The sequence below is a fragment of the Streptomyces sp. NPDC002580 genome, from assembly GCF_042889485.1.
GTDB lineage: Bacteria > Actinomycetota > Actinomycetes > Streptomycetales > Streptomycetaceae > Streptomyces.
Window position 1 is genome coordinate 343,227 of the sequence record NZ_JBIAQZ010000002.1, and the last position, 22,437, is coordinate 365,663.

Annotated in this window: 19 protein-coding genes and 1 pseudogene; 10 read left to right on the forward strand and 10 right to left on the reverse strand. The window is 71.9% G+C overall.

Annotated elements, in window-relative coordinates; all coding sequences use genetic code 11:
• Positions 1-8: 8 nt before the first annotated feature.
• Positions 9-1,262, reverse strand: coding sequence for a serine hydrolase domain-containing protein (locus ACFYW7_RS07975; RefSeq protein ID WP_389499232.1), 1,254 nt, complete (start codon positions 1,260-1,262; stop codon positions 9-11).
• A 951-nt stretch (positions 1,263-2,213) separates the two neighbouring features.
• Here ACFYW7_RS07975 and ACFYW7_RS07980 point away from each other — a divergent pair.
• Entirely contained in the window at positions 2,214-2,780 is a 567-nt protein-coding gene (locus tag ACFYW7_RS07980) for a peroxiredoxin (protein ID WP_389499234.1), read from the forward strand.
• Between the two features lie 118 nt (positions 2,781-2,898).
• Positions 2,899-3,447 (forward strand): hypothetical protein, encoded by a 549-nt coding sequence (locus ACFYW7_RS07985; RefSeq protein ID WP_389499236.1) that lies wholly within the window; start codon positions 2,899-2,901, stop codon positions 3,445-3,447.
• Positions 3,448-3,649: 202 nt separating this feature from the next.
• Here the strand turns inward: ACFYW7_RS07985 and ykgO are convergent, their stop codons facing one another.
• The 4 genes from ykgO to ACFYW7_RS08005 form a co-directional block, all read right to left on the reverse strand.
• On the reverse strand, positions 3,650-3,772 hold the full coding sequence (gene ykgO / locus ACFYW7_RS07990; RefSeq protein ID WP_081220789.1) for a type B 50S ribosomal protein L36: 123 nt from the start codon (positions 3,770-3,772) through the stop codon (positions 3,650-3,652).
• Positions 3,773-3,813: 41 nt separating this feature from the next.
• Positions 3,814-4,074 (reverse strand): type B 50S ribosomal protein L31, encoded by a 261-nt coding sequence (locus tag ACFYW7_RS07995; RefSeq protein ID WP_389499239.1) that lies wholly within the window; start codon positions 4,072-4,074, stop codon positions 3,814-3,816.
• 76 nt (positions 4,075-4,150) lie between these two features.
• Complete coding sequence (gene rpmG / locus ACFYW7_RS08000) at positions 4,151-4,315, reverse strand: 50S ribosomal protein L33 (RefSeq protein WP_389499243.1); 165 nt, start codon at positions 4,313-4,315, stop codon at positions 4,151-4,153.
• Positions 4,316-4,533: 218 nt separating this feature from the next.
• Positions 4,534-5,205, reverse strand: coding sequence for a DUF4232 domain-containing protein (locus ACFYW7_RS08005; protein WP_389499245.1), 672 nt, complete (start codon positions 5,203-5,205; stop codon positions 4,534-4,536).
• Positions 5,206-5,615: 410 nt separating this feature from the next.
• Between ACFYW7_RS08005 and ACFYW7_RS08010 the strand changes: the two are divergent.
• Positions 5,616-5,828: pseudogene (locus ACFYW7_RS08010) on the forward strand (IS630 family transposase); the annotation flags it as partial.
• Between the two features lie 118 nt (positions 5,829-5,946).
• Positions 5,947-6,603: a hypothetical protein gene (locus ACFYW7_RS08015; protein WP_389499247.1), complete on the forward strand. Its 657-nt coding sequence runs from the start codon at positions 5,947-5,949 to the stop codon at positions 6,601-6,603.
• A gap of 222 nt (positions 6,604-6,825) precedes the next feature.
• Here the strand turns inward: ACFYW7_RS08015 and ACFYW7_RS08020 are convergent, their stop codons facing one another.
• Positions 6,826-8,070, reverse strand: a complete 1,245-nt coding sequence (locus ACFYW7_RS08020; RefSeq protein ID WP_389499249.1) for an ATP-binding cassette domain-containing protein — start codon at positions 8,068-8,070, stop codon at positions 6,826-6,828.
• A 183-nt stretch (positions 8,071-8,253) separates the two neighbouring features.
• Positions 8,254-8,943, reverse strand: coding sequence for a class I SAM-dependent methyltransferase (locus tag ACFYW7_RS08025; protein ID WP_389499251.1), 690 nt, complete (start codon positions 8,941-8,943; stop codon positions 8,254-8,256).
• A 91-nt stretch (positions 8,944-9,034) separates the two neighbouring features.
• Between ACFYW7_RS08025 and ACFYW7_RS08030 the strand changes: the two genes are divergently transcribed.
• Positions 9,035-9,721, forward strand: coding sequence for a TetR/AcrR family transcriptional regulator (locus ACFYW7_RS08030; protein WP_389499253.1), 687 nt, complete (start codon positions 9,035-9,037; stop codon positions 9,719-9,721).
• Positions 9,722-10,092: 371 nt separating this feature from the next.
• Positions 10,093-12,483, forward strand: a complete 2,391-nt coding sequence (locus tag ACFYW7_RS08035) for a SpoIIE family protein phosphatase (RefSeq protein ID WP_389499255.1) — start codon at positions 10,093-10,095, stop codon at positions 12,481-12,483.
• A 58-nt stretch (positions 12,484-12,541) separates the two neighbouring features.
• On the opposite strand, the gene ACFYW7_RS08040 is transcribed toward ACFYW7_RS08035, so the two are convergent.
• The 3 genes from ACFYW7_RS08040 to ACFYW7_RS08050 form a co-directional block, all read right to left on the reverse strand.
• Positions 12,542-13,810, reverse strand: coding sequence for an NAD(P)/FAD-dependent oxidoreductase (locus tag ACFYW7_RS08040; protein WP_389499257.1), 1,269 nt, complete (start codon positions 13,808-13,810; stop codon positions 12,542-12,544).
• 434 nt (positions 13,811-14,244) lie between these two features.
• Positions 14,245-14,796 carry a DinB family protein gene (locus tag ACFYW7_RS08045; RefSeq protein ID WP_389499259.1) on the reverse strand — a complete coding sequence of 184 codons (552 nt, stop codon included), beginning with the start codon at positions 14,794-14,796 and terminating at the stop codon, positions 14,245-14,247.
• A gap of 218 nt (positions 14,797-15,014) precedes the next feature.
• Positions 15,015-15,362 carry a PRC-barrel domain-containing protein gene (locus ACFYW7_RS08050; protein ID WP_389499261.1) on the reverse strand — a complete coding sequence of 116 codons (348 nt, stop codon included), beginning with the start codon at positions 15,360-15,362 and terminating at the stop codon, positions 15,015-15,017.
• 775 nt (positions 15,363-16,137) lie between these two features.
• Here ACFYW7_RS08050 and ACFYW7_RS08055 point away from each other — a divergent pair.
• From ACFYW7_RS08055 to ACFYW7_RS08070, 4 genes are all read left to right on the forward strand, one after another.
• A complete protein-coding gene (locus tag ACFYW7_RS08055) occupies positions 16,138-16,665 on the forward strand; it encodes a hypothetical protein (protein WP_389499263.1) in 528 nt (175 codons plus the stop codon).
• Positions 16,666-17,247: 582 nt separating this feature from the next.
• Positions 17,248-19,380: a hypothetical protein gene (locus tag ACFYW7_RS08060; protein ID WP_389499265.1), complete on the forward strand. Its 2,133-nt coding sequence runs from the start codon at positions 17,248-17,250 to the stop codon at positions 19,378-19,380.
• Between the two features lie 85 nt (positions 19,381-19,465).
• Positions 19,466-21,004, forward strand: a complete 1,539-nt coding sequence (gene pelF, locus ACFYW7_RS08065) for a GT4 family glycosyltransferase PelF (protein WP_389499267.1) — start codon at positions 19,466-19,468, stop codon at positions 21,002-21,004.
• Positions 21,001-22,377: a hypothetical protein gene (locus ACFYW7_RS08070; RefSeq protein ID WP_389499270.1), complete on the forward strand. Its 1,377-nt coding sequence runs from the start codon at positions 21,001-21,003 to the stop codon at positions 22,375-22,377. Before pelF ends, ACFYW7_RS08070 begins: the two co-directional genes overlap by 4 nt.
• The last annotated feature ends 60 nt before the right edge of the window (positions 22,378-22,437 follow it).

A 22,437-nucleotide genomic window follows, 5' to 3' on the forward strand; every position in this document is an offset into this window, starting at 1 on the left:
CCGGCTCGTCAGTGAGCCGCGGGCTGGGCCGGCAGGTCGAACACGTGCTGCGGTGTGACGATCTTCGTGATCGCGTCACCGAAGAGCGTGCTGGGCTCCGAACCCTTGTAGTCGATGTCCGTGTTCAGCACGACGACGACGGTCGCCCGGGCCGGCGGGAAGTAGATGGTCAACGACTCGTAGCCCGGCAGCGAGCCGTTGTGTCCGATCCATCCCTGCACGTCGAAGATGCCGAGGCCGTAGCCCGCGCCCGGGATGGTGGTGGGGGGCGTGGTGAGCCGCTGCTTCTGGGTGGCGGGGCTGATCATGGTCTCGCCGTCGGGGAAGACGCCTGTGGCCACGGTGCGCGCCCAGGCGTGCAGATCCTGCAGGTCGGAGATCATCGCTCCGGCCGTCCAGGCCCAGGAGGGGTTCCAGTCGGTCGACTCCTCCACGTCGCCGCTCGCGGTCTGGTTTGTGTAACCCTGCGCGTGCGGGCTCGGGAAGGCCGCGTCCACAGGGAAGTTCGTGTGGTTCAGGCCCGCCGGGTCCAGGATGTTGTCCTGGATGTACTCGCTGATCGGAGTGCCGCTCACCTTCTCGACGACCAGGCCGAGCAGGATGAGGTTGGTGTTGCAGTAGTCGAACTTCTCGCCCGGCGGGAACAGCACGGGGTGCTTGAAGGAGTACCCGAGCAGCTTCTGCGGCGAGAAGGGCCGACGCGGGTCGGACGTCAGCGCTTTGAAGAAGTCCGGGTCCTCGGAGTAGTTGAAGAGTCCGCTGCGCATGCCGGCGAGTTCACGCAGCGTGATCTTGTCGCCGTTGGGCACATCGTCGATGTACTGGCCGATCGTGTCGTCGAGACCTACCTTGCCGTCGTCGACCAGCTGCAGCAGCGCCGTGACCGTGAACGTCTTGGTCTCGCTGCCGATGCGCATGTACAGGTCCGGTGACATGGGCCGGCCGCTGCTCTTGTCCGCGAGCCCGAACGAGCTGACGTAGTTCCCCTGGTGGGGCGTCCAGACCCCGACGGTCACACCGGGGACATCGGCCTCCCGCATGACCCGCCGTACGGCGTCGTCGAGTTGTTGCCGCACGTCCGGGGTGAGTTGTGTGAACCCGTTGGAGGTGTCGGACGGTGAGGGCGGCTCGGTCGCCGTGGCCGTCGTGGGTACGGACACCGGGGCGCCGAAGGCGGATCCTCCCGCGACCGGCACCAGGAACGCCCCCACCACGACGGCGGTGACGGCGCCCCGGCGCAATCTCCTGCACGAATGCCTCATGGGCCGACTCCCAGCGGACGAGGACGATCCCCGCGTTCGTGCGAGACGGCGGCGGGGACGGAGCGCGGTCCGCCGGGGGACGACGACGGATCCCACCGTCGGGAAGGGACGTCCCGTGTCCGCGGACGACGCGGTGAGGCGCCCCGGACGGGGGCGAATGCCCTCTCCCACCTACGGTGGACGGCGTCCGGCGGCATCGCGCGAAACGTCACGGGCCGCTGCCCCGCCTCGGACAACAGGCTTGGCGACCAACCTGGCAACCGGCCTGACAACCGGCTTCAAGTCCGTACGTTTCCAGCATAGGAGCACTGGTGTCCCGCGTCCTGTCGGCCCGTTCGCCCCGGGGCGAACGGGCGCCGTGCGGCTGCCGTCAGTGAGCGGGGTCCGGCATCGGCCTCGACGAGGGGCAACGGAATGCCGACCGGGCCTCGGACCGCCGCGGCGACTCCCGGTGGGACCGTGTGCCCGTTCCCGTTCCGCACGGGCGATCAGTTGCCTTTGTGCGGTACGCGCTCCTGCATGGGCACCTGCCGACAGCCCCCGGCCAGGCACCCGATTCCGTGGACGCGGTGTCAAAGACAGGCCACCATCGACCGAGCAGCGCCCCTGCACCATGGGTGCCGCCGGAGCGGACCCGCGCTCGCGGGTGCCCTGCTCCGCCCTTGCCGATCAGGCGGCCCACCGGAGCCTCGACGGACCGCCCAGCCGCAGCGGCCCTCCGAACGCCGGGCGAGCCGGTCGGCGAGGATCTACGGTGCGTCCGTGCGTCGGCCGGCCGGCGAGCCCGCTCACCGTGGCCGGTTCTCGCGTGATCCGCCACCGGCACTCCGCCGGCATGCGGTTACGGTGGCGCTCCGTCAGAATCCCGATGTCCGCGTCATGGTTGGCTGTGACCTGGGGAGACATCCCCGCGGCAGCGGCGTCCCGCCGGTCTACGAGGAAGAGAACCTGATGACGGACTATACGAACCTGCCCGCCGGACTTCCCGTCCCCGAGGACGACGGCGCGAGCGCCCATCTGCCCGGCACGAAGGTGCCGCACCTGGAACTCCGGGGCACCGGCGGCACGGCCGTCCGCCTCGACGCGTTCGGCCCGGGCCGTACGGTGATCTACGTCTATCCGCTGACCGGACGACCCGGCACCGACCTGCCCGACGGCTGGGACTCGATCCCGGGAGCCCGTGGCTGCACTCCCGAAGCATGCGGATTCCGCGATCACCACCAGGAGCTGCTCGCCGCGGGCGCGGACGACGTCTTCGGCCTCTCCAGCCAGGACACCGACTACCAGCGCGAGGTCGTCGAGCGGCTCCACCTGCCGTTCCAGATGCTCTCGGACCCTGCGCGGAGCCTGGCGCGGGAACTCGCCCTGCCCACGTTCGAGACCGGCGGGCTGACGCTCTACAAGCGACTGACCCTGATCATCCGCGACGGCGTGATCGAGCACGTCTTCTATCCGATCTTCCCGTCGGGCGAACACGCGGAGCAGGTTTTGGCCTGGCTCCGGGACAACCCCCTGTAGAAGTCGGCGTTCAGCGGTCGGGGCGCCCGGGTGGATCGCGGCCCCCGGGCGCGGGACCGCGGAAGCCGGGTCCGGGTCCGCTCCAGCGCTGTCAGTGGGTCACGACATGATCCGACGCATGCGCTACATGACGTGGACCTCGGATCACATGTTCGTCTCCTACGGGCAGTACTACCTGCAGGGCGACGAGTTCCTCAGCGAGTACGACGACACCGACACGGTCATGCGGATCTTCGCGGGGAACAGTCTGGCGGCCGGGGGCCCGGAACACCTCACGGTGCGCGCGGGCACACACACCGGTTTCATCCGCCTGACCACCCGGCAGTGCGCGGACGAACCCCTTCCGCCCGGACCGGAGTGGGAGACGGTGGTGGACGTGAGCATCTGCAGCACGAGTGGCCACCTGCGGCTGTTCCGGTGGGGCGGGGACGTCGAGGACGCCGCCGGGAACTTCGCGACGGCGGGGGCCGGTTGGTACCGCGTCCGCGTTCAGGCGCGCGGGCGCGACGAAGGCGACGCGCACGAGGGCGACACCCCCGTGGAGGAACATTTCCTGAGCGTCTGGCCGGCACCCCCGCGCCCCGACGCCGTTCTTCGGGCGGACGACGCCTTCGCCCGCGAGCACTACGACCCGACTCGCCCTCCGGGCCGACCGATTCATCCCTGAGGACGTTCGTCCGTCAGCCCTTCCCGCATCGCGACAAAGCCCGGTGCGCCAGACGTCCAGGGGTCCGTCCAGAGGGAGTCGGCCGATCGCCATCCCCGGCTGTCACGGCTGATCTGCTGCCGGGAGATTCACGCGGCGGGTCGCACACGTCCCCGGTCCGGCCGACGCGTGTCGGCCGGACCGGGCCTCTCTTGATGTGCCGTCAGCCCTGGCGGGCCTTGAGGCGCGGGTTCTTCTTGTTCACGACGAAGACCACTCCGCGCCTGCGGACCACCTGGGCGCCGGGCTTGGACTTCAGCGAGCGCAGTGAATTGCGTACTTTCATGGTTCTGTTCTCCTCCTGCCGAACTCGACGCGCTCCGGCGGTCAGTGCCGGTCCGGCGCCGTCCGGCCGTAGCGGCGCTCGAAGCGCTCCACCCGGCCGGCGGTGTCCAGGACCCGTGAGGTCCCGGTGTGGAACGGGTGGCTCGCCGACGAGATCTCGACGTCGATGAGCGGGTGGACGTTGCCGTCCTCCCACTCGATCGTCCTGTCCGACCGCGCGGTGGACCGCGTCAGGAACGCGACGCCCGCGGCGCGGTCCCGGAAGACGACCGGACGGGATTCGGGGTGGATGCCGGGCCTCATGTGGTTCCCTCCTCGGTTACGGCAGGTGCGTCCGTGGATACGCCGGGTCCGTCTGCCCGCGGTGCCCGGCGTGCCGTCAGCGCTCCTCCCGGAACGCGACGTGCCGGCCCGCCAGGGCGTCGTACTTCCGCAGCACGAGCCGGTCGGGGTCGTTCACGCGGTTCTTGCGCGTCACGTACGTGACGCCGGTACCGGCCGTCGACCTCAGCGTGACGACGGGGCGCGCGGTACTGCGTGCCATTGCTCCTCCTTCGCCCACCATCCGCGAGCTTGACTCGCGCATGCCAATCAGTTACGTGAGCTGTAACAGCGCACCCCGCGTCCGCATTCCCGGGTGGCCACGGCTCCCCCACGCGCACCGTGACCACCACACCGCCCCCTCCGCCCCGCGAAGCCCCGCGCCCCGGGCCACGCGCCCGATCGCGCCCCCGGCCCGGCGCCGATCCGGTCAGGAGCGGGTCAGGAGGGCTTCGTCGCCGTGACGGCGGTGACCGTCGCCTTGTCGTCGCACTCGGCCAGCGCGCCGTCGTCGAGGGCGAGCTGGTGGGCTCCGCCGGACGGGAGCGCCACCACCAGGGTCGGGTAGGTGACCGGATCGGCGCCGGACACGCAGTAGCCGTCGCCCTCGCCCTGGACCTGCACGAAGGTCACCTTGACCCAGGCCTTCCCGCCAGGCGCGAGGAGGACCTTGGAGGCGGTGCCCGTCGGGGTCACCGTGAGCGGACGCCCCTTGTCGGGAGAACCGTTGGGCGCCCCCGCCACGGTCGGATGTCCCTGCACGGAACACGCCGCCGCGGACATGTTCGTGAACTCGGCGATCACCGCGCCGATCCCGGTGCCCTCGGGCCGGACATCGGCCTGGTACAGGAACGACTTGAGGGACTTGCCCTGGCACGCCTTCACCGTCGGGGCAGCGGTGGTGGACGACGATCCCGGGGCCACGGAAGCGGGCTTCCCCGCGGGCTTCGCCGAGGCCCCCGTGCCACCGGACGGCGTGGCGGGCGCCGGGGTGCCGGTGGACGAGGCCGTCGGCCCGGCCGTCGATCCCGACGGCGAGGCGGCGGAGCCCGCGCCGTCCTCCTCCGGCCCGCAGGCGGTCATCAGAAGCGCGGCCGCCGACACGGCCGTCATCGCCACAGCGGCTCCGCGGACACGCGACCCGTGGTGCATCCCGTACGGCATGAGGTCCCCCGATTGTTCTGTTCAGGCGCCGGTCGCTCACCGGCAGTCGCTGCTGGAGATCGCACAGCGGCCTCTCAGGGTTCGCCCGCGCACAGGGCTGTGACACGACGGTGACGGCGCGAGTACGGATCAGTCGCCGCCCAGGGTCAGTGACAGGCGCTGCGCGGTGCTCGACGTGGAGAGGAACTCGCGGCAGCCGACCACCGGCCGCGTGTTCCCGGTCACGGCCCTGATCAGGCCCGGTCGGGGCGTTCGGCCCGCGCCGCCGACGAGGCGCGCCTCCATCCACGTCGTGGTCGTGCTGACGTCGGTGCGCTCCGTGCGCCGTCCGGCCAGCAGCCGTGCAGCGGCGTCGGCGGACGGTGGCCCAGCTGCCCGCCTACGCACCCGAACTCAACCCGGTCGAAGGCGTCTGGTCGCTACTGCGGCGCGGCTGCACCACCAACGTCGCCTTCACCAGCCCAGATCACCTCATCCGCACTGTCCGCCATGGCCTCCGCAAGATCCAGTACCGTCCCGCCCTCCTCGACGGCTGCCTCGCAGAAACAGGACTCGTCCTCAGACCCGGATAACTCGCTGCGACACCACGAGTTCAAGCTCAGTAAATGAAACAAGGGGAAGCAACCAAAAGCCCTTGGGGGGGCTCTGCCTGGCCGGAGGACCAGAGGCATCAAGAAGGGAAACCGGCGCATGTGCGCACCCGCACAAACACGGCTCGTCAGGTTTGCCTTCGCGGCGGCATTGCTCGGCCTGATCACCGTGTCCTGCGGCAGCGGGGGCAGCACCACGCCAAAGTCGCCGGCGTCCCGTCCTACTGCCGGACACGGCTACGCGATGGCGTACGACGCCGGATGGCGCGAAGGCAAGCAACTCTTCAAGGACGGCGGCAAGGGCGCGGGGGTCCGCGAAGTGGTGTGGGGAGGATGCGTTCGCCGGTCCCTCACCGCCCGGCCACGGAACGTGGTGGAGAAGGACCGCGGGGCCTGGGTGCTGGGCTGTGAGCAGGCCGTCGGAACAGGAACGGACCGTCATCCGCCGGGGAGGCCGGTGACTCACCGCGCGCCTGATCCGGACCTTCTGGCCCGGTTCCGGTCCTGGGCTGGTGCGAACGGAGCGAAGCAGCCCGCGCTCCATGTCGGCCAAGTGGTCCTCGTCCGTCTCGGGGACCGGGACTACGACGTCGAACTCGCCACCACCTACACCGCCAAGAGCGCCAAGTCCGACGTAAAGGGATTGGCCGACGTGTTCGCGGCCTGGTGGGACGGCGACGACGGCGACAACGCCACCGCGTGGAACCTTATTGTCACCGCCGAAAACGGCAAGCGTCTGAGCACCCGGAGCCTCTGACGACGAAGGGGATCCGATCACATGACGCCGAAGAACCACCTGGTTTACTCAGACACCTCGCTTCAGACGGCGGCTCGGGGATGAGACTTGTCGGGCAGAGCGCCGTACGACACGCCGCCCGACGATGCGGTGCCCCAGCGGGTTGCTGACTGGTGGGGATGGTGGAAAGGAACGGTGGCGTCTCCGTTCGTCTCCGCGGCGTTCCCCATAGCTTCGAATCGTTCAAAACAAAGCGGGCTGGTTCGACGAGGTGTTCTCGTCGGAGCTGCCCGGGATGGGTACGCGGCCTGTGCGCTCGTTCCGCAGGTCCCACAGTTCGCGGAACAAGCCGCCGCGCTGGGCGAGGAGTTCGCCGAAGGTGCCGTCCTGGATGACGTGTCCCTCGCTGAGGACGACGATGCGGTCCGCGATCGCGACGTTGGTGAGCCGGTGGGTGACCAGGACGACGGCACGGTCCGCGGCGAGGCGGCGGAGGCCGGTGATGATGCGGTGCTCGGCCCGCGGGTCGAGGACGGCGGTCGGCTCGTCCAGGACCAGGAGGCCGGCGGGGCGGTGAAACGCTCGGGCGAGTGCGATGCGCTGCCACTGGCCGCCGGAGAGTTCCTGTCCGCCCCGCCGTTCCTTGGCCAGCAGGGTGTTCAGGCCGTTGCGCAGACCGTCAACGACCTCGTCGGCGCCTGCCGCGTGGGCTTCGGCGAGTATGGCGGCGTCCCCGTGCTCGATGGGTTGGCCGAGGGTGATGTTCTCCCGTGCCGACAAGGGCCGGTTCGCGTAGGACTGCGGTACGACGGCGACGCGTTCCCGTGCCGCGTGCGCGTCCGACCCCCGTGCGTCGATGCCGTCCCACGTGATCGCTCCGGAGCCGGGCAGGTAGAGGGAGGACAGGAGTGTGCTGGGCGTGGTCCTGCCGGAGCTGTTCTCGCCCACGAGGGCCAGGACTTCACCTCTCCGCGCTTCCAAGGAAACGCCGCTGACAGCGGGGTGGCCGGCGCGCTGCTCGGCGCCGCGGGCGCCGCGTCGGCGGACGGCGCCGGGCCGAAGCCGACGGGTACGCCGACGGGTGACGGCGCGCGGGCGCTCCGCGAGCGCGCGCCGAAGATCGACCACCGGATCGACCGCATCCTCGACCGGCTGAACGGGGACGCTTCGGAGCACGGTTCGATCGCCCGTCTCGAACGGCGCGTGGCGAACGCCAAGTCCGCCGGACACACGGAGATCGAGAGCTATCTCGACCACCGGCCCACCTTCCGGCGCTCGCTGGTCCCGACGCCGGAGGGCCGCCGCAAGGATTCGCGGACGTCGAGAAGGGGTGCGGGAGCCACGAGGGCGGAGCCGACTCCTGATGCGGGCGCGACACCGCGCCCCGGCCCTCGCGGCGACCGCGTTCCTCCTGGCCGCGTGCGGCGGTCCGACGGGCTCCCCGGACGCCCCGGCCTCGCCCTCCGCCCCTCCACGGACCTCGCCCATCTGCGCGGACTGGTCGACGGCGCGGAACCGGCGGCGCGTTCCGCCGAGTCGGACCTGGCCCGGGAGCGACGGTCCGCGTCCGGCCCGGCGGTGCGCACACCCTGCGCAGCGCCGGACCGGACGGGAGCCCCGGACCGGGGTTCCGCAGGCAGGCGACGTGGCGCCGGCGACTTCGGTCCGCTCCTAACCCGGCACGTCAGCGGACCCCGTGGACCGCGGACGTACCCCCTGGACGTAGGTCAGCCACGGGCGGACGTCGCCCCTCCCCGCCAGCTCGAACCCCGCGCCGGTGACGAGCCCGTCGAGCAGGTCGGTCCGGTTGTGGGACATGGCGTGGCCGAGGCCCCCGTGCACCAGATGACGGGCGAGGGCGGACCTCGGCGGCCGGAACTCGACGACCAGGAGTCGCCCGCCCGGCCGCAGGACGCGCCACATCTCCGCCAGGGCCGACGGCCGGATCTCCTCCGGCAGATGGTGCAGCATCAGACTGGTGACGACGGTGTCGAAGGACTCGTCCGGCAGGTCGAGGGCCTCCGCGACCCCTTCGCGGTAGGTGCACACGGCGCCCCGCCGGGCCCGGTTCCCGCGCCGCGCGTAGGCGAGGACCGAGGGCGACGGGTCCACCCCCGTCACCGCTCCCTCGGGTCCGACGGCGACGGCCATGCGCCGGGTCAGGTACCCGGTGCCGCAGCCCACGTCCAGCACGCGGTCTCCGGCACCGGCCCCGCTCAGCGCGGCGAGCCGGGAGAAGGCGCGGTGGCGTCGGCCCGCGAAGCAGAGCGCGCCGCACAGTTCGTAGGCGCGCGGGGCTCCGATGGTCACCCCCGGGGTGTCCGCGTGCGGTTTCCCTTGCATCAGACGCCCGATGGACATACCGATCACACTCCTCGACTTAGGCGCGACTAAGTACGACTACAACTTAGTCCCGACTAAGAAAGAGGGCAAGGGACATACGATGGCGGGTGTGACCGACGCCGAGAAGCCCACCGCCCACCGGGCCGGGACCCGTACGCGCACCCGGATGCCCGCCGCCGAGCGGCGCGCCTCGATCCTGGCCGCGGCCGCCGAGGTCTTCTCCGAGACCGGCTACGAGCGGGGCAAGGTCTCCGAGATCGCGCGGCGCGTCGGAGTCACGGAACCGGTGGTCTTCCAGAACTTCGGCTCCAAGTCGGCCCTCTACCAGGCGACCCTGGACCACGTGACCACCGCCGTGACGGCGCTCCTGACCGAATCCGCCGACACCGGGCGACCGGTTCCCGACGTGCTGGCCACGTTCCTGGACCCCGCCCACATGGACCGCTTCCACCAGCGCGGCGCGCACGGCTTCCTCTTCGCCGACGCGGCGGCCCTCGCCCACGACCCGGCCCTCGGCGAGGCGGCCCGCCACATCCACCAGCACTTCGCCGAGGCGCTCGCGGGCCTGCTGGCCCGCGGCCAGACCGCCGGCGACATCCGCGACGACATCAGCCCGCACACCGCGGCCTGGTGGCTGATCTCGCTCCTCGCCGGGCGCCCCCTGCGCAGCGCGGTGATGCCCGACCGGGCCGCCGTGGAGGCCGAACTGACCGGCATGGCGCTGCGATCGCTCCTGCCGCCGGGCACGGAGCCCGCTCACGAGTCCCCGGCCGGCGACCGGCCGCCCGGCGGGTGACACGCGCGGCGTCGGACCCCGGGCCCTCGGGGCGGGGTGGGCCCGGGTCCATCCAGAGGGGCGGCGGGTCCAGAGGCGGTACGACCAGGCTCGACACCCGTACACCGGCCCGCCCGCGACGGCGACGGCCCCGTAGCGGGCGCGGACATCGACATGGACATCAACGCGCCCTGCCGTCAGCAAGGTCCTACATTAGTACAATCGGTGCTTAACGGATCAGAGGCGCATACCGGGCGGCCCGGACCGTTCCGGTGCCCTACCTCCCTCGGTGCGGTCCAGCCGTCGACATCCGTCGAGGTCGTCCCAGAGCACGTACGACGACACGTGCCATGACACGAGGGCCCGGCCAGACGCAGCAGAGGTGATTCCCGGTGACTGGTGCCACTCCGCTGATGGTCGTGAACGGCGCGGGCGTGGTCGTGCGATGGAGTCGCCGGGCCCGGGAGATCTGGCTGCGCTCGGAGTCCGAGGCCCTGGGACGCGAAGCCCTGGCCGTGATCATGAGGGGCGCCGGGAAATCCGCGAACGGTACGGGGTCCGGTGCGGAGGCCGGTTCAAAGGCCGGTACGAAGGCCGGTACGAAGGCCGGTACGAAGTTTGATGGGGAGCCCCCGGGCGTCGACGTCGACGGAAACCCGGTCGGCCTCCGCGTCCAGGTGGTGCCGCTCTCCGACGGTGAGGTCGCGTGGGGCGTCTTCGAGGCGGACGGCGCCGTCCCCGTCGGCACCTCCACCGCGGTGGACGACGTCCTGCGCGCGAACACGGGCGAAGCGCTCGTCGTCCTGGACTCCGCGTTGCGGGTTCTCAGCGTCAACGACGCCGCCTGCGCGCTGTACGACGTCTCCGCGGACACGGCCTCCGGGCGACCGGCCGCCGAGGTGTGCCGCCCGTCCCGTCCACAGGAGTTCGAGGGCGTCCTGCGCAGCGTCCTCGCCGACGGGGTCTCCGTCACCGACCTCGTCGTCCGGCTCGGACCGCTGGACGACGCGTCGCCGGACCGGTTCGTGAGGCTCTCGGCCTTCCCGCTGAGCGACGCGCACGGCGTCGTCGTCGCCATGACCGAGATCACGGAGCCCATGAGGGCCGAACGGCGCCGGGAGGCGCTCGGCTCGGTGCGCGAACGGGTGGGGCGGAACCTGGACGTCGTCACGACCTGCCAGGACCTGGTGGACGCTCTGGTGCCCGGCTTCGCGGACACGGCGGTGGTCGAGGTGGTCGACGCGGTGGTGCGCGGTGAGGATCCCCCGCTCAGCCCGCTCGGACGCGACATCCCGCTGCGCCGCGCCGCCTTCCGCAACAGCGGACCGGACCCCATGGCGCAGGCGCATCCGGTCGGAGACGTACGCGCCCTGCCGTCGCCGACGCCCTACTCACAGGTGCTCAGCGATCTCCGGCCGCGAACAGTCGCCCTGGACGACGCCACGCCCTGGCTCTGCTCCGATCCGGATCGGGCCCGCGCCATCCGCGCCTCCGGTGCCAGCACGCTGCTCACCGCCCCGCTGGCGCTGCGCGGTGCCGTCCTCGGGCTGCTGAGCCTCTACCGCGTACGGCCGAACGACGCCTTCGACGAGAACGATCTCGCCGTCGCCCGGGAACTGGCCACGCATACGGCCCTCAGCCTCGACAACGCCCGCCGCTACACCCACGAACACACGATCGCGGCGGCGCTGCAACGCCATCTGCTGCCTCCGGAGCCACCCTCTCAAACGGCCGTGGAATTCGCGCAGTTGCACGTTCCGGCGGACGCGGGAGCGGGCACCTGGTTCGACGCGTTCGCGCTGCCCGGGGCTCGCACCGCCCTGGCGGTCGGCGAGGTCGGCGGGAGCGGGATCGACGCCGCCACCACCATGGGCCAGCTGCGGACGGTCATCCACTCGCTCGCCGCGCTCGACCTGGAACCCGACGAGCTGCTCGCCCGCCTCAACGACGCCGTCGTACGCCTCGCCCAGGAGCGGGCGGCCCTGCCGCCGAGCGATCCGCTGCGCCGCGAGCCGCTCAGGGCCGGCTGTGTCTACGCGATCCACGACCCCCTCCGGGCGACCTGCGTCATGGCCTCCGCCGGGCATCCCGCGCCCGTCGTCGCCCACCCCGGCGGGGCGGTGGACGTCCCGGTACTCCCGACGGGTCCGCCTCTCGGCAGCCTGGACGGACCCCCCTTCGCCACGGCCGCCGTCCCGCTGCCGGAGGGCAGCGTTCTGGCGCTGCGCACCACGTCGTTCCCGGCATCGGAGCGGTCGGACGGGCAGCCGCCGGACCCGCTGCGGGAGGCACTCACACGGCTGGACCGCCCGCTCGCCGACATACGGGACGACATCCTCTACAGGCTCCGTGACACCTCGGGCGATCACGACGTCCTCCTGCTGCTGGCCCGCACCCGCGCCTTTCCGCCCGATCAGGTCGTCACCTGGCCCTTGGACCCCGTGCCCGCGGCAGCCGCGACGGCGCGGCACCATGCCAAGGACCGGCTCGCGCTGTGGCGGATCGACGAGGAGACCGCCTTCGCGACCGAGTTGATCGTCAGTGAGCTGGTGACCAACGCCGTCCGCCACGGAGCGCCGCCGATCCGGCTGCGCCTCATCAAGGACTCCACGCTCACCTGCGAGGTCAGCGACACCGGCGGAGCCGCTCCGCGCCTGCGCCACGCCCGGACGATCGACGAAGGCGGACGCGGCCTGTTCATCTGCGCGCAGCTGAGCCACAACTGGGGCATCCGCTACTCCGCGAAGGGCAAGACGATCTGGACGGAGCAGATGCTGCCCTGACCGGGTGAGCCGCTGCCGCCACGGTGGGACGGCCCGTCTCCGCGAGCGGTGGACCGACTCACTCGGGCGTCCTCGCACGACGCCGCCCCCCGGCCAGATCACGTGCGACCTCGCGCGCCGCGCGGGCGCCCGACGCCAGCGCGCCCTGGACCGAGCCGGTGGCCCGGTGATCGCCGCACACATAGCGGCCCGGCGTCACCCGGGCGGTCCGGGCGAGCGGCTGCGGCGGCGGCATCGCCGGCAGGGCGTCGGGCACGGTACGGACGGTCAGCAGGTCCCAACCGGCGGTGTCGGTGCCGTAGACCTCGGCGAGCGCGTCGCGCAGCCAGGTCTCCCGGCCCTCCCGGTCGTGCCCGAGAACGGAGGTGGCGATCAGCGACATCCCGGGCGGGGCGCAGCCGGGAACCACCTCGCTCAGGACACAGGTGTTGAGGAACCGCCTCCTCGTGTCCGTCATCAGCGTGGCCTCGGCCAACGGGGAACGGACCGCGGCGTGGTAGTACGTCGTCACCACCCGGTACTCCGGCAGATCCAGCTCGGGCAGCAGACGGGCGGCGGGGCCCGGACCCGTCGCCACCACCACGGCCCGCGCGGCCAGTTCACCCCCGGCGTCCAGTTCCACTCCGTCATCCGTGAGACGGGTCACCGGGGTGTCCAGGCGGAGGGCGTCCGGGGGCAGCGCTCCGGCCAGCAGCCGCGGCACCGCCCCGATGCCGGCGTCCGGCAGGCACAGGGTGCCGCGCAGCATGCTGCGCCACACGAGGTGGAACACCCGCCCCGAGGTCTCCAACCGGTCCTCCAGGAAGACTCCGGACAGGAAAGGCCGGAAGAACCGCTCGACGAACTCCTCGGAGAAGCCGGCGGCGGCCAGCGCGGTGCGCGTCGTCCTGTCCTCTCCACGCTTCAGCCATCGGGCGGGAGCGAGCATGTCCCGGCCGGAGAGCACGGCGAGGGCGAGCAGATCGCGGGTTCCGGCGAGCCGCCCCGGGCGCAGGTCGTTCGCTCGCAGCGGCCCGCGGGTGGGGTCGCTGAAGCGCAGCGGCCCGTCCTCCGTGTGGACGAGGATGCCGGGTGTGAAGGCCCGAAGTCGCAGCTCGCGCAGCGCGAGGCGGCGCCGGACCTGCGGATAGGACGTGTTGAAGACCTGGAAGCCCCGGTCGACGACGAACCCTTCGTGCGGGTCGGAACGCATCCGGCCGCCCACTTGGTCCGACGCCTCCAGGACACGGACTCCGAAGCCGTACGCCGCGAGGTCGGCGGCGCACGCCAGCCCCGCGAGTCCCGCGCCGACGACCAGGACATCGGGAGCACTGTGATCCGCGGTCATCGGCATCCACCTCCGAGCAGCCGGTCCGTCCGCGCGGCGGTGGCGCGCGGAGTGGTCCGGGTACCTGCCGACGGAGTCACGCCGCCGGCACGCGCCCTTCCCCACCCATATTCGCGCCGGACCCGGCGGACGGATGCGGGAGAAGGCTCTCGCCGAGTTCGGGTGGGAACCATTCGGTCCGGTCGGCCGTTCAAGGAGTGTGGCGTGGAGGGGACGGTGTCCCCGGGCCCCGGCCCCGGTCCGTGGGGACGATTCGTCCGGCCCGGATGCCTCGTGGAGCCTTTCATCGAGAGGCGACCACACTCCGCGCAGCGCAAGGACGGCCCCGGCTGGTCTCCCCCGTCCAGCCGGGGCACCTCGTGGTCGGCCCCCGCCCGATCGTCTGCCGAGGGTGGTGCGGCTCGTTCACGAGCCCGGCCGGTTCGGGCACGGCCTCACAGGCCCGTCGCTCCGTCGATCCGCTCGCGCAGCAGGTCGGCGTGACCGTTGTGCCGTGCGTACTCCTCGACCATGTGGACGAGCACCCAGCGCAGTGACACCGTCCCACGCCATTCGTCGTGGCCCGTGACGGCGAGGCCGGGTGCCTCGGTGACGAAGCGCTCGGCGAACGCCACCTCGGAACGCCAGGCGTCCCACCCCGCCGCGACCGCCGAGGGACCGGACACCGCACCGTCGAAGTCCCCGTCGGGGTCGGTCTCCGTGGAGAAGAGGGGCCGTACGTCCTGGCCGGCCAGGACCCGCCGGAACCAGCGGCGCTCCATGTCCGCGAGGTGCCGGACCAGCCCGAGCAGGGAGAGGGTGGACGGCGGGACGGACCGCCGGGACAACTCCGTGTCCACACCTGTGCACTTCAGCTCCAGGGTCGCGCGCTGGGCTCCCAGGAAGTCGACGAGCATGCGCCGCTCGTCACCGTCGGCGGGACCGCTGAAGCGGGGATCGGGCTCGGCACCGGTGAACAGTTCGGCTCTTCTGCTTCGGCTGGTCATGCCCGCCATCCTCGGCCATGGCCGGAGGGACCCGGAAGTCGCGGGCGTCACCGCCCGACGCTCCGATCCGATGACGAGCGGTGCTCCCGGACCGGGGAACGCGCCGGTGCCGCCCGGATTCCGGGCGGCACCGGCACTTCGACGCGCTTCGATTCACTTCGCTTCGCTTCACTCCGCCATGCCGCGCTTCACTTCGCTGCGCTGCGTCGCGATTCCCGTCAGTGGCCGGAGCCGTAATGACCACCGAGCTGGTCGCGATAGTGCGGATCTCCCAGGTGCTTTTCCTTGTCGAATTCCGGTGCCGACTTGATCTCGTCCTTGGTCCGGTCGACGTGGACGGTCCTGTCCTCGTGATTGATCGATCGAATCGTTCCAGCGGGCAGGAGGACCTCCTTGCCGAAGATCCACACCCCGGTGTCGACGACGATGTACTGAGAAGCGACCTCGTCGGAGTGCTTGTCGACCTTCCCGATGTGGCCGTCGGTCGCCTCCACCTTGTAACCGGTGAGATCGGCGTCGGGCGTGTGACCACTGGTCGGTGCGTAACCCCAAAGGTTCTCGTTCACGAAGAAATCCTCCAACTGGTCTGCGGTCGCGCGCTTCGGTCCTGAATTCCTCAGCGTGTTTTCCCGTCGGAGTCGACGGGTGTCCCCATATCGGCGGCTGACACCCGGTTTCCGGAGAATCCTCGATGCCCGCCGCGGCGGGCCGCGAATGATCGGCAGGACCCGCGGAGGGGCTTTCACGGGACGCCGGATTCCGTCGGGCCGGGCCGACGGAGCGCGCCTGAGAGTCCGTCCCTCCGCCGCCGGAACCGCGCCCCGGGGCGCCCGGAGGCCGGATCGGCGGGAGGGGTGCGGGAAACAACCCCGCCTCGCGGTCCAGGGGGGTGGGGCCACGAGGCGGGGTCGAGAGCTCGGGATTGCCGGGGGGAGGCAATCCGCGAGCGGTCCCTGACTCCTTGTGCCCGCCCACTCCCGGTTCATGCGCGGGAGTTTCGGACGGGGTGCGAGGTCCCGCCGGGGGAGGCGCCGACCCGGCCGGAAAAGACCGGCTTGGCCGATTTCGCGACCGCGCCGGGTGCACCGGTGAACGGTGCGCCCCGTGGGACACGTTCGGTATCCGCCAATAGCGGCGGCCGGGCCGCGCGAGCACGTGGCGCCTCCGTCGTCCGCCGGGCCGGTCTCTCGACTCCGCATCGCCGTGGGGGAATCGGGGATCCGGTCACCCCGCACGGCGCCACCACGCGCTTCGGGCCGGACATCCACTTCCGGCCGGACGTCACCCTGCGTGCACGCTCGGGGGCAGACGGTGCGTTCGCCGCCTGCCTAGCCTCCGGCCATGCGATCAACACAGCTGAGACGTCTCGGCCTCGCCTCCGTCCTCGCCCTCGTCGTCGCCCTGTTCGGCCTGGCCCCCACCGCGAGCGCGGCCGACCCGGCCCCGGCGGATCTGACGTTCACCACGGACAGCGCCACGACCCTTCCCGGCGGCACGGTGAACCTGTCGATGACGATCACCAACAACCGGACGTACGACATCTGGTTCGTCTACCAGACGATCGAGCCGACCTGGCTGACCACTCAACGGCCCGACCTGAAGTACAGCTTCACCGGCTGCAACCTGGCCACGGCCGCCGGCAGCGTTCCGTGTTCGGGCACGGGACCCAACAACCTCGGCCCGAACTACGGGTCCACCGTCCCGCCCGGCCAGAGCCGAACCGTGACCCTCACCCTTCAGGTCGCCGCCGATTCCGGATGCAACGGCAACATCGGCTTCTACTCGTACTACTACGCTGAGTTCAGCGACAGCGCGAACACCAGCGGCGGTCCGGTGTACGCCCCCGAGACCCGCGTGCTCTGCGCCTGACCACCACCGGCATCCCCGTCGGGGAGCGGATCGGCCCACCTCCCCGGCACCCGCCACGAACGCACCACCCGTGACATCCGGCGCACGCCCACCACCCACGCCGTACGACCATCGGGATCCCGACGCGTCGCAGGTGGGGCGACCGGTGGACGTGCGTCGAGCAGACCGGTCATCCCGCCGATAAACGGACGCGTCACGGATCCGGGTCAGCGTGACCTAAAACCGATCATTCGCCCAGAACAGTCGGCGGTCTGGACCACTGACACCTCACCGGGGCGGACCTCGATGTTCCACATCCGGTCCGCCCCGGGCCACGTCCAGCACAGCGGCACCTCGCGGGGCGGTCGACTCCCACCCCGGAGCGACTTCCGCACTTCCGTCGCCGCCACCTGCGACGCCCGTTCGATACCCGCTCTTTTCCGTCATGTTTCGCAACAGGCGCACGAAAGCTACACAGAGCCATCACTATGTGACGCGACGAACGCGTGACGACCACGTCTGAGGGGGGTGTGGCGTCGCGTCAGGGGGTGGTCGCTCCATGGGAGCAGTACTCACCCCTGCCCGGGGAGGGGACTTCACCGCATGAAGCGGACCATTCGCACGACCGCGCTCACCGTCGGCGCGCTCATCGCCTCGTTCGGCTTACCTGCCGGAGCGGCACACGCGGACACCGTGACGCCTCGCATCGACCTGCGGGTCCTGATCGTGAGTGACGGGGGTCCGGCGACCGACGCCATCGCGGCCGAACTCGCCGCCGCCGGCACGCCGTACACCGAGGTGGACCTGCAGCAGTCCGGACGGCCGGTGATCGACGCCGGATTCCTCGCGGACACCGTGGACGGCACCCCGCGCGCGAAGTTCCAGGCCGTCGTGCTGCCCAACGACAACCCGTTCGCGGCGAACTCCGCCGAGATGGCGGCCCTCGCGGCCTACGAACAGACCTACGCGATCCCGCAGGTCGACGCCTACACCTATGCGCGTCCCGAAGCCGGGCTCCAGTACCCGGTTTACGGCGGCTACTCCGGCAGCCTCGACGGCGTTCAGGCGCAGGTCACGTCGGCGGGCAGGGCCGGGCCGTTCGGATACCTGGACGGGTCGGTGCCGTTCGAGGACAACTCGCCCTCCGTAGGTGAGAGTTACGCCTACCTGGCGACGCCCGCCGCAGGTGCCGACTTCACCCCGTACGTCGACGCCCCGGTCCCCGGGGGGTCGACACGGGGGTCGCTGGTGGGCGAGTACCGGCACGACGGACGGCGCGAGCTCGTCGTCACGTTCGTGTACAACCAGTACCAGCAGCAGTTCCGGCTGCTGGCGCGCGGAATCGTGGACTGGATGACGGGTGGCGTGCACCTCGGCGCCTCGCGCAACTACTTCGCCGTGCACGTCGACGATGTCCTCGCCGGTGACGACCGCTGGGACACCACGCTCAACTGCACGCCCGGTGACGTCGACTGCCCGCAGGGCACGGCCGCCACGAACCCGATCCGGATGACCCCGGCCGACGTCGACCACGCGACCGCCTGGCAGACCGGGCGGAACTTCACCCTCGACCTCGCCTACAACGGCGCCGGAAGCGTCGACCAGCGCGAGGACAACGACGGAGCCGACCCCCTCGCCGACAGACTGATCGCCGAGCGGGACCGGTTCCGCTGGATCAACCACACCTACACGCACGCGTTCCTGGGCTGCGAGCAGAACACCAGCGTGGTGCCGTGGAAGTGCGCCACCAACGCGAACGGCAGCACCAAGTGGGTCAGCCGCACGACGATCGCCGATGAGATCGCGAACAACCGGGTCTGGGGCCAGACCAACGGACTCCCCCTGGACAACCATGAGTTGATCACCGGTGAGCACTCCGGCCTGAAGGTCTCGCCGCAGCAGCCGGTCGACAACCCCAACCTGGCGCTCGCGTTCGCCGACACCGGAGTGACCTGGGCCGGCTCCGACAACTCCCGTGAGCCCGACCAGCGTCAGGTGGGTCCGGCCACGACCGTTCCCCGCTACCCGATGAACGTGTTCTACAACGCGGGCAAGGCGGCCGAGCAGGTCGACGAGTACAACTGGATCTACACCGGCCGCGCGCAGGGCGGCAGCGGCATCTGCGAGGACCACCCGGACACGTCGACCTGCCTGCCGGCGCCCCTGAGCACCAGCACCGGCTACGCCGACTACATCGTGCCGCTGGAGACCCGCATCGGCCTCGGGCACGTGCTCTCGAACGACCCGAAGCCGCACTTCATCCACCAGTCGAACCTCGCCGAGGAGCGCATCGCCTACCCGGTGCTCGACGGCGTCCTCGACGGCTACGCGGACCTGTTCGCGGACGACACCCCGGTGGTGAACCTGCGGATGAAGGACATCGGGGTCGAACTGCGGCGCCGTGCCGCCTGGAAGGCCGCGCTCGCCGCCGGCCAGGTGACCGCCTACCGCGTCGGCGACACCGTCACCGTCCAGGCTCCGAGCGGTGTCGCGGTCACCGCGACCATGCCCACGGGCACCACGAACGGCGGCGCGGGCTTCGGCGACGCGTACGCCGGCGGAGTGTCCGGCTGGGCCGTCTCGACGGGCTCCGCGCTCACGCTCGGCCTGCCGTCGTCCGCCGACGGGCTGTCCGAGACCGTGGACGCCACCCGGCAGCCCGCGACCAGTGCCGCGCCGGACACCCGGGTGCCGGCGGGCGTCACCGAACAGGTCCCGTACGCCCCGGACAACTGAGCAGGGCACCGACCGAAGATCCCGGCCGCCGATCGGCGGCCGGGACGGGCACGACCACCCCATCTCTCGGCCGTGGAGCACATCGATGTACGTTTCCCGCGGCGCGCGCCGTCCCAACTCAACGCGCGTCACCCTGCTCACCGAAGGCACCTATCCGCACAGCCATGGCGGCGTCAGCGTCTGGTGCGACCAACTCGTCGACGGCATGCCCGACATCGACTTCGACGTCATCGCCGTGACCGGCACCGGACGCGAACCGATCGTGTGGGACGTCCCCGCACACGTCACGGACGTCGTCGCGGTCCCCATGTGGGGGCCGGCTCCGGACGGCCGCCCGCCCCGCGGGCGCCGCCGCAACCAACTCGCCGCCGCCTACGAGCAGTTCCTCACCGCGCTGCTCGACCCGTGCGCCGAGGACCGGTTCGCCGACGCCCTGCACGCGATGGCGCACGCCGCCGCCGACGGGATGCTCAGTCCCTTCCTGCGCGGCGACCACGCGATCCGCATCCTGACCGGCGTGTGGAACCGTCCGGGACTGGCCGTCCGCGAGGCCCGGCCGACCCTGCACGACGCCATCACCGCGACCGCCCTCCTGGAACACGCGCTGCGTCCGCTGACCGCTCCGCTGCCCGAGTCCGGGGTGGCGCACGCGGTCAGCGGCGGGGTCGCCGTGCTGCCGGGGCTGGCGGCGCTCGAACGGCACGGTGTACCGCTGCTGCTGACCGAGCACGGCGTCTATCTGCGCGAGCGCTACCTCGGCTACCGCACGGGCCCGTACCGCTGGCCGGTGAAGGCCGTCGTGCTGGGCTTCTTCCGGCTGCTCGCGGAGGAGACCTACCGGCGGGCCGCCCTGATCACCCCCGGCAACCGCTACAACAGGCTGTGGGAGGAACAGGGCGGCGCGGCGCCCGAGGCGATCCGCACCGTCTACAACGGCGTGGACCCCGCCGCCTTCCCGCCCGCGGGACCGGAGCCCGAGCGGCCGACCCTCAGCTGGGCCGGGCGCGTCGACCCGATCAAGGACCTGGAGACCCTGATCCGGGCGTTCGCCCTCGTCCGGGCCGAACTCCCGGACGCCAGGCTCCGGTTGTTCGGGGGCACACCGCGTGGCGGCGAGGCCTACCGGGAACGGTGCGAGGCGCTGGCCGCCGAACTGGGGCACGCGGACTCGGTCACCTTCGAGGGCCGCGTGGACGACATCAAGGACGCCTACGCGGCGGGCAACGTCGTGATGCTCTCCAGCATCAGCGAGGGTTTCCCGTTCACCCTGATCGAGGCCATGTCGTGCGGGCGGGCGACCGTGTCCACGGACGTGGGCGGGGTGCGCGAGGCCGTCGGCGACAGCGGTCTGGTCGTACCGCCGCGCGATCCGGGCGCCATGGCGGCCGCCGCGCTGCGACTGCTGCGGGATCCGGGGCTCCGGCGTTCGATGGGCGAGGCGGCCCGGCTCCGGGTCATCGAGCAGTTCACGCTGCGCCAGACCGTCGACACGTTCCGGTCCGTCTACCTGGAGCTGTCGGCGCTCGGCCGGATCGTCCCGGGTGTTCTCGAGAGCGCCGACGCCGCGCTCGCGGCACCGGGCCGCCCGGTGGCCGAGCCGATGCCGAGGAGCCTGGCCCTATGAGCGGACCCATGGCCCTGGAACCCGGCGGCACGGGGGGCGACACCCTGGCCCTGCGGCTCGCCGGCGACCGCGCTCTCTCCCTGCCCGTGCTCGGCAGGAGCGTGCGCCAGGACGCGGTCGACGGGCTCGCCGCCGAACTGGCGGACGGCATAGGGCCGGCCGTCCACCCCTACGAGGTGGCCGCGCTGCTGGAATCGGAGGGGCTGACCGCCGAGGTCATCCAGGAGCGGTACGGGCACCCGAACCTGTTCTCGCTCGCCTCCGCGCTGTACGAGCGGGTCCCGCGCACCTTCCCGGAGCCGGCCCTGCCCGCCAACCCCTGGCGTCCGGACCATGTGCGGTGCCTGTTGCGCGGGGCGCTGTTCGCCCTGCCGGGCCTCGCGTACGTGCTGGCCGGGCGGCTGTGGCACGCGGGCCGGGACCTCGACGTCCTGGTGGTGGCCGGGCTCGTGTCCTGGGCCTGGGGTCAGGCGCTCGGGCACCGGGCCTACCTCCGCATGGCCACGGGCCGCCGCGAGGCGGCCCGGACCCTGCTGAAGGGGGCACCGCTCGGTGCGCTGGCCGCCACGGCGTCCGGGGCGCTGATCGCCGGGTCCGGCACCGCGATCGGGATCGCCGCGGCCCAGTCGGTGTACCTCGCCGCGGCCGGGGCGCTGCTGGTCCTGGGCGGGGAATGGCTGTTGCTGGCCGCGCTCACCCCGCTGATCGCGGGAGCGGCGTCGCTGCCCTGGTGGGAGCCGGGGGCGGTGCTGCGCGTCGGCCTGGCGCTGGCGTCCGTGCTCGGTGCGGTCGCCGCGTCCGGCTGGGCGCTGCGGGCCACGTTCGCCGCCCCCGCGGTGGCGGAGGGAGCCCGCCCGTCGCTGCTGCGGTCACTGCCGTACGGCCTGTTCGGGCTGTCCGCCGGGGTGCTGGTGATGCTCGAGGGGCGGCAGCATCCGTACGCCGTGATCGTGCTGACCGTGAGCATGGGACCGGCGGAGTGGCTGCTGTACCGGTATCGCGGGATGTCGGTGGCGGCCCTGCGGGCGACCGCGACTCCGGCCGCCTTCCTGCTGCGCTCGACGGGCGTCCTCGGTCTCTGTCTGCTCGCCTACGTCCTCCCGCTGCTGCCGGCGGCGCTGCTGACGGGCGCGGAACCGGCGCCGCTGCTGCTGCTCGCGGCCACCCTGTGGACCGCGCTGCTGCTCCAGGCCTTCGGGGTGGCCTGGCCGCCGGCCGCGGTCTGTCTGGCGGCGGCCGGCGGGGCGGTCGCCGTCGCCGTGCTCCGCCCCCCGGCGGACGCTGTCGTGCTGTCGCTGTTCTGCGGCGCGGCCACCCTGTGTCTCGCGGCGTGTGCCCTACGGCTGCTGGGGCGGCCGGCGCCACACGCCTGAACCGCCGTCCGCCGTCCGGGGCCGCCCGACGGCCGTGTCCGGCGGGCGGCCCCACGCACC

Bases quoted from the DNA above. Each gene is read 5' to 3' on its own strand.
- ACFYW7_RS08070 (WP_389499270.1), top strand. From the start codon at position 21,001: ATGAGCGGACCCATGGCCCTGGAACCCGGCGGCACGGGGGGCGACACC.
- ACFYW7_RS08015 (WP_389499247.1), top strand. From the start codon at position 5,947: ATGTGCGCACCCGCACAAACACGGCTCGTCAGGTTTGCCTTCGCGGCG.
- ykgO (WP_081220789.1), bottom strand. From the start codon at position 3,772: ATGAAAGTACGCAATTCACTGCGCTCGCTGAAGTCCAAGCCCGGCGCC.
- ACFYW7_RS08055 (WP_389499263.1), top strand. From the start codon at position 16,138: ATGCGATCAACACAGCTGAGACGTCTCGGCCTCGCCTCCGTCCTCGCC.
- ACFYW7_RS08005 (WP_389499245.1), bottom strand. From the start codon at position 5,205: ATGACGGCCGTGTCGGCGGCCGCGCTTCTGATGACCGCCTGCGGGCCG.
- ACFYW7_RS07980 (WP_389499234.1), top strand. From the start codon at position 2,214: ATGACGGACTATACGAACCTGCCCGCCGGACTTCCCGTCCCCGAGGAC.
- rpmG (WP_389499243.1), bottom strand. From the start codon at position 4,315: ATGGCACGCAGTACCGCGCGCCCCGTCGTCACGCTGAGGTCGACGGCC.
- ACFYW7_RS08020 (WP_389499249.1), bottom strand. From the start codon at position 8,070: ATGGGCGAGGTCCGTGGAGGGGCGGAGGGCGAGGCCGGGGCGTCCGGG.
- ACFYW7_RS08060 (WP_389499265.1), top strand. From the start codon at position 17,248: ATGAAGCGGACCATTCGCACGACCGCGCTCACCGTCGGCGCGCTCATC.
- ACFYW7_RS07985 (WP_389499236.1), top strand. From the start codon at position 2,899: ATGCGCTACATGACGTGGACCTCGGATCACATGTTCGTCTCCTACGGG.
- ACFYW7_RS08040 (WP_389499257.1), bottom strand. From the start codon at position 13,810: ATGACCGCGGATCACAGTGCTCCCGATGTCCTGGTCGTCGGCGCGGGA.
- ACFYW7_RS07995 (WP_389499239.1), bottom strand. From the start codon at position 4,074: ATGAGGCCCGGCATCCACCCCGAATCCCGTCCGGTCGTCTTCCGGGAC.
- ACFYW7_RS07975 (WP_389499232.1), bottom strand. From the start codon at position 1,262: ATGAGGCATTCGTGCAGGAGATTGCGCCGGGGCGCCGTCACCGCCGTC.
- ACFYW7_RS08045 (WP_389499259.1), bottom strand. From the start codon at position 14,796: ATGACCAGCCGAAGCAGAAGAGCCGAACTGTTCACCGGTGCCGAGCCC.
- pelF (WP_389499267.1), top strand. From the start codon at position 19,466: ATGTACGTTTCCCGCGGCGCGCGCCGTCCCAACTCAACGCGCGTCACC.
- ACFYW7_RS08025 (WP_389499251.1), bottom strand. From the start codon at position 8,943: ATGTCCATCGGGCGTCTGATGCAAGGGAAACCGCACGCGGACACCCCG.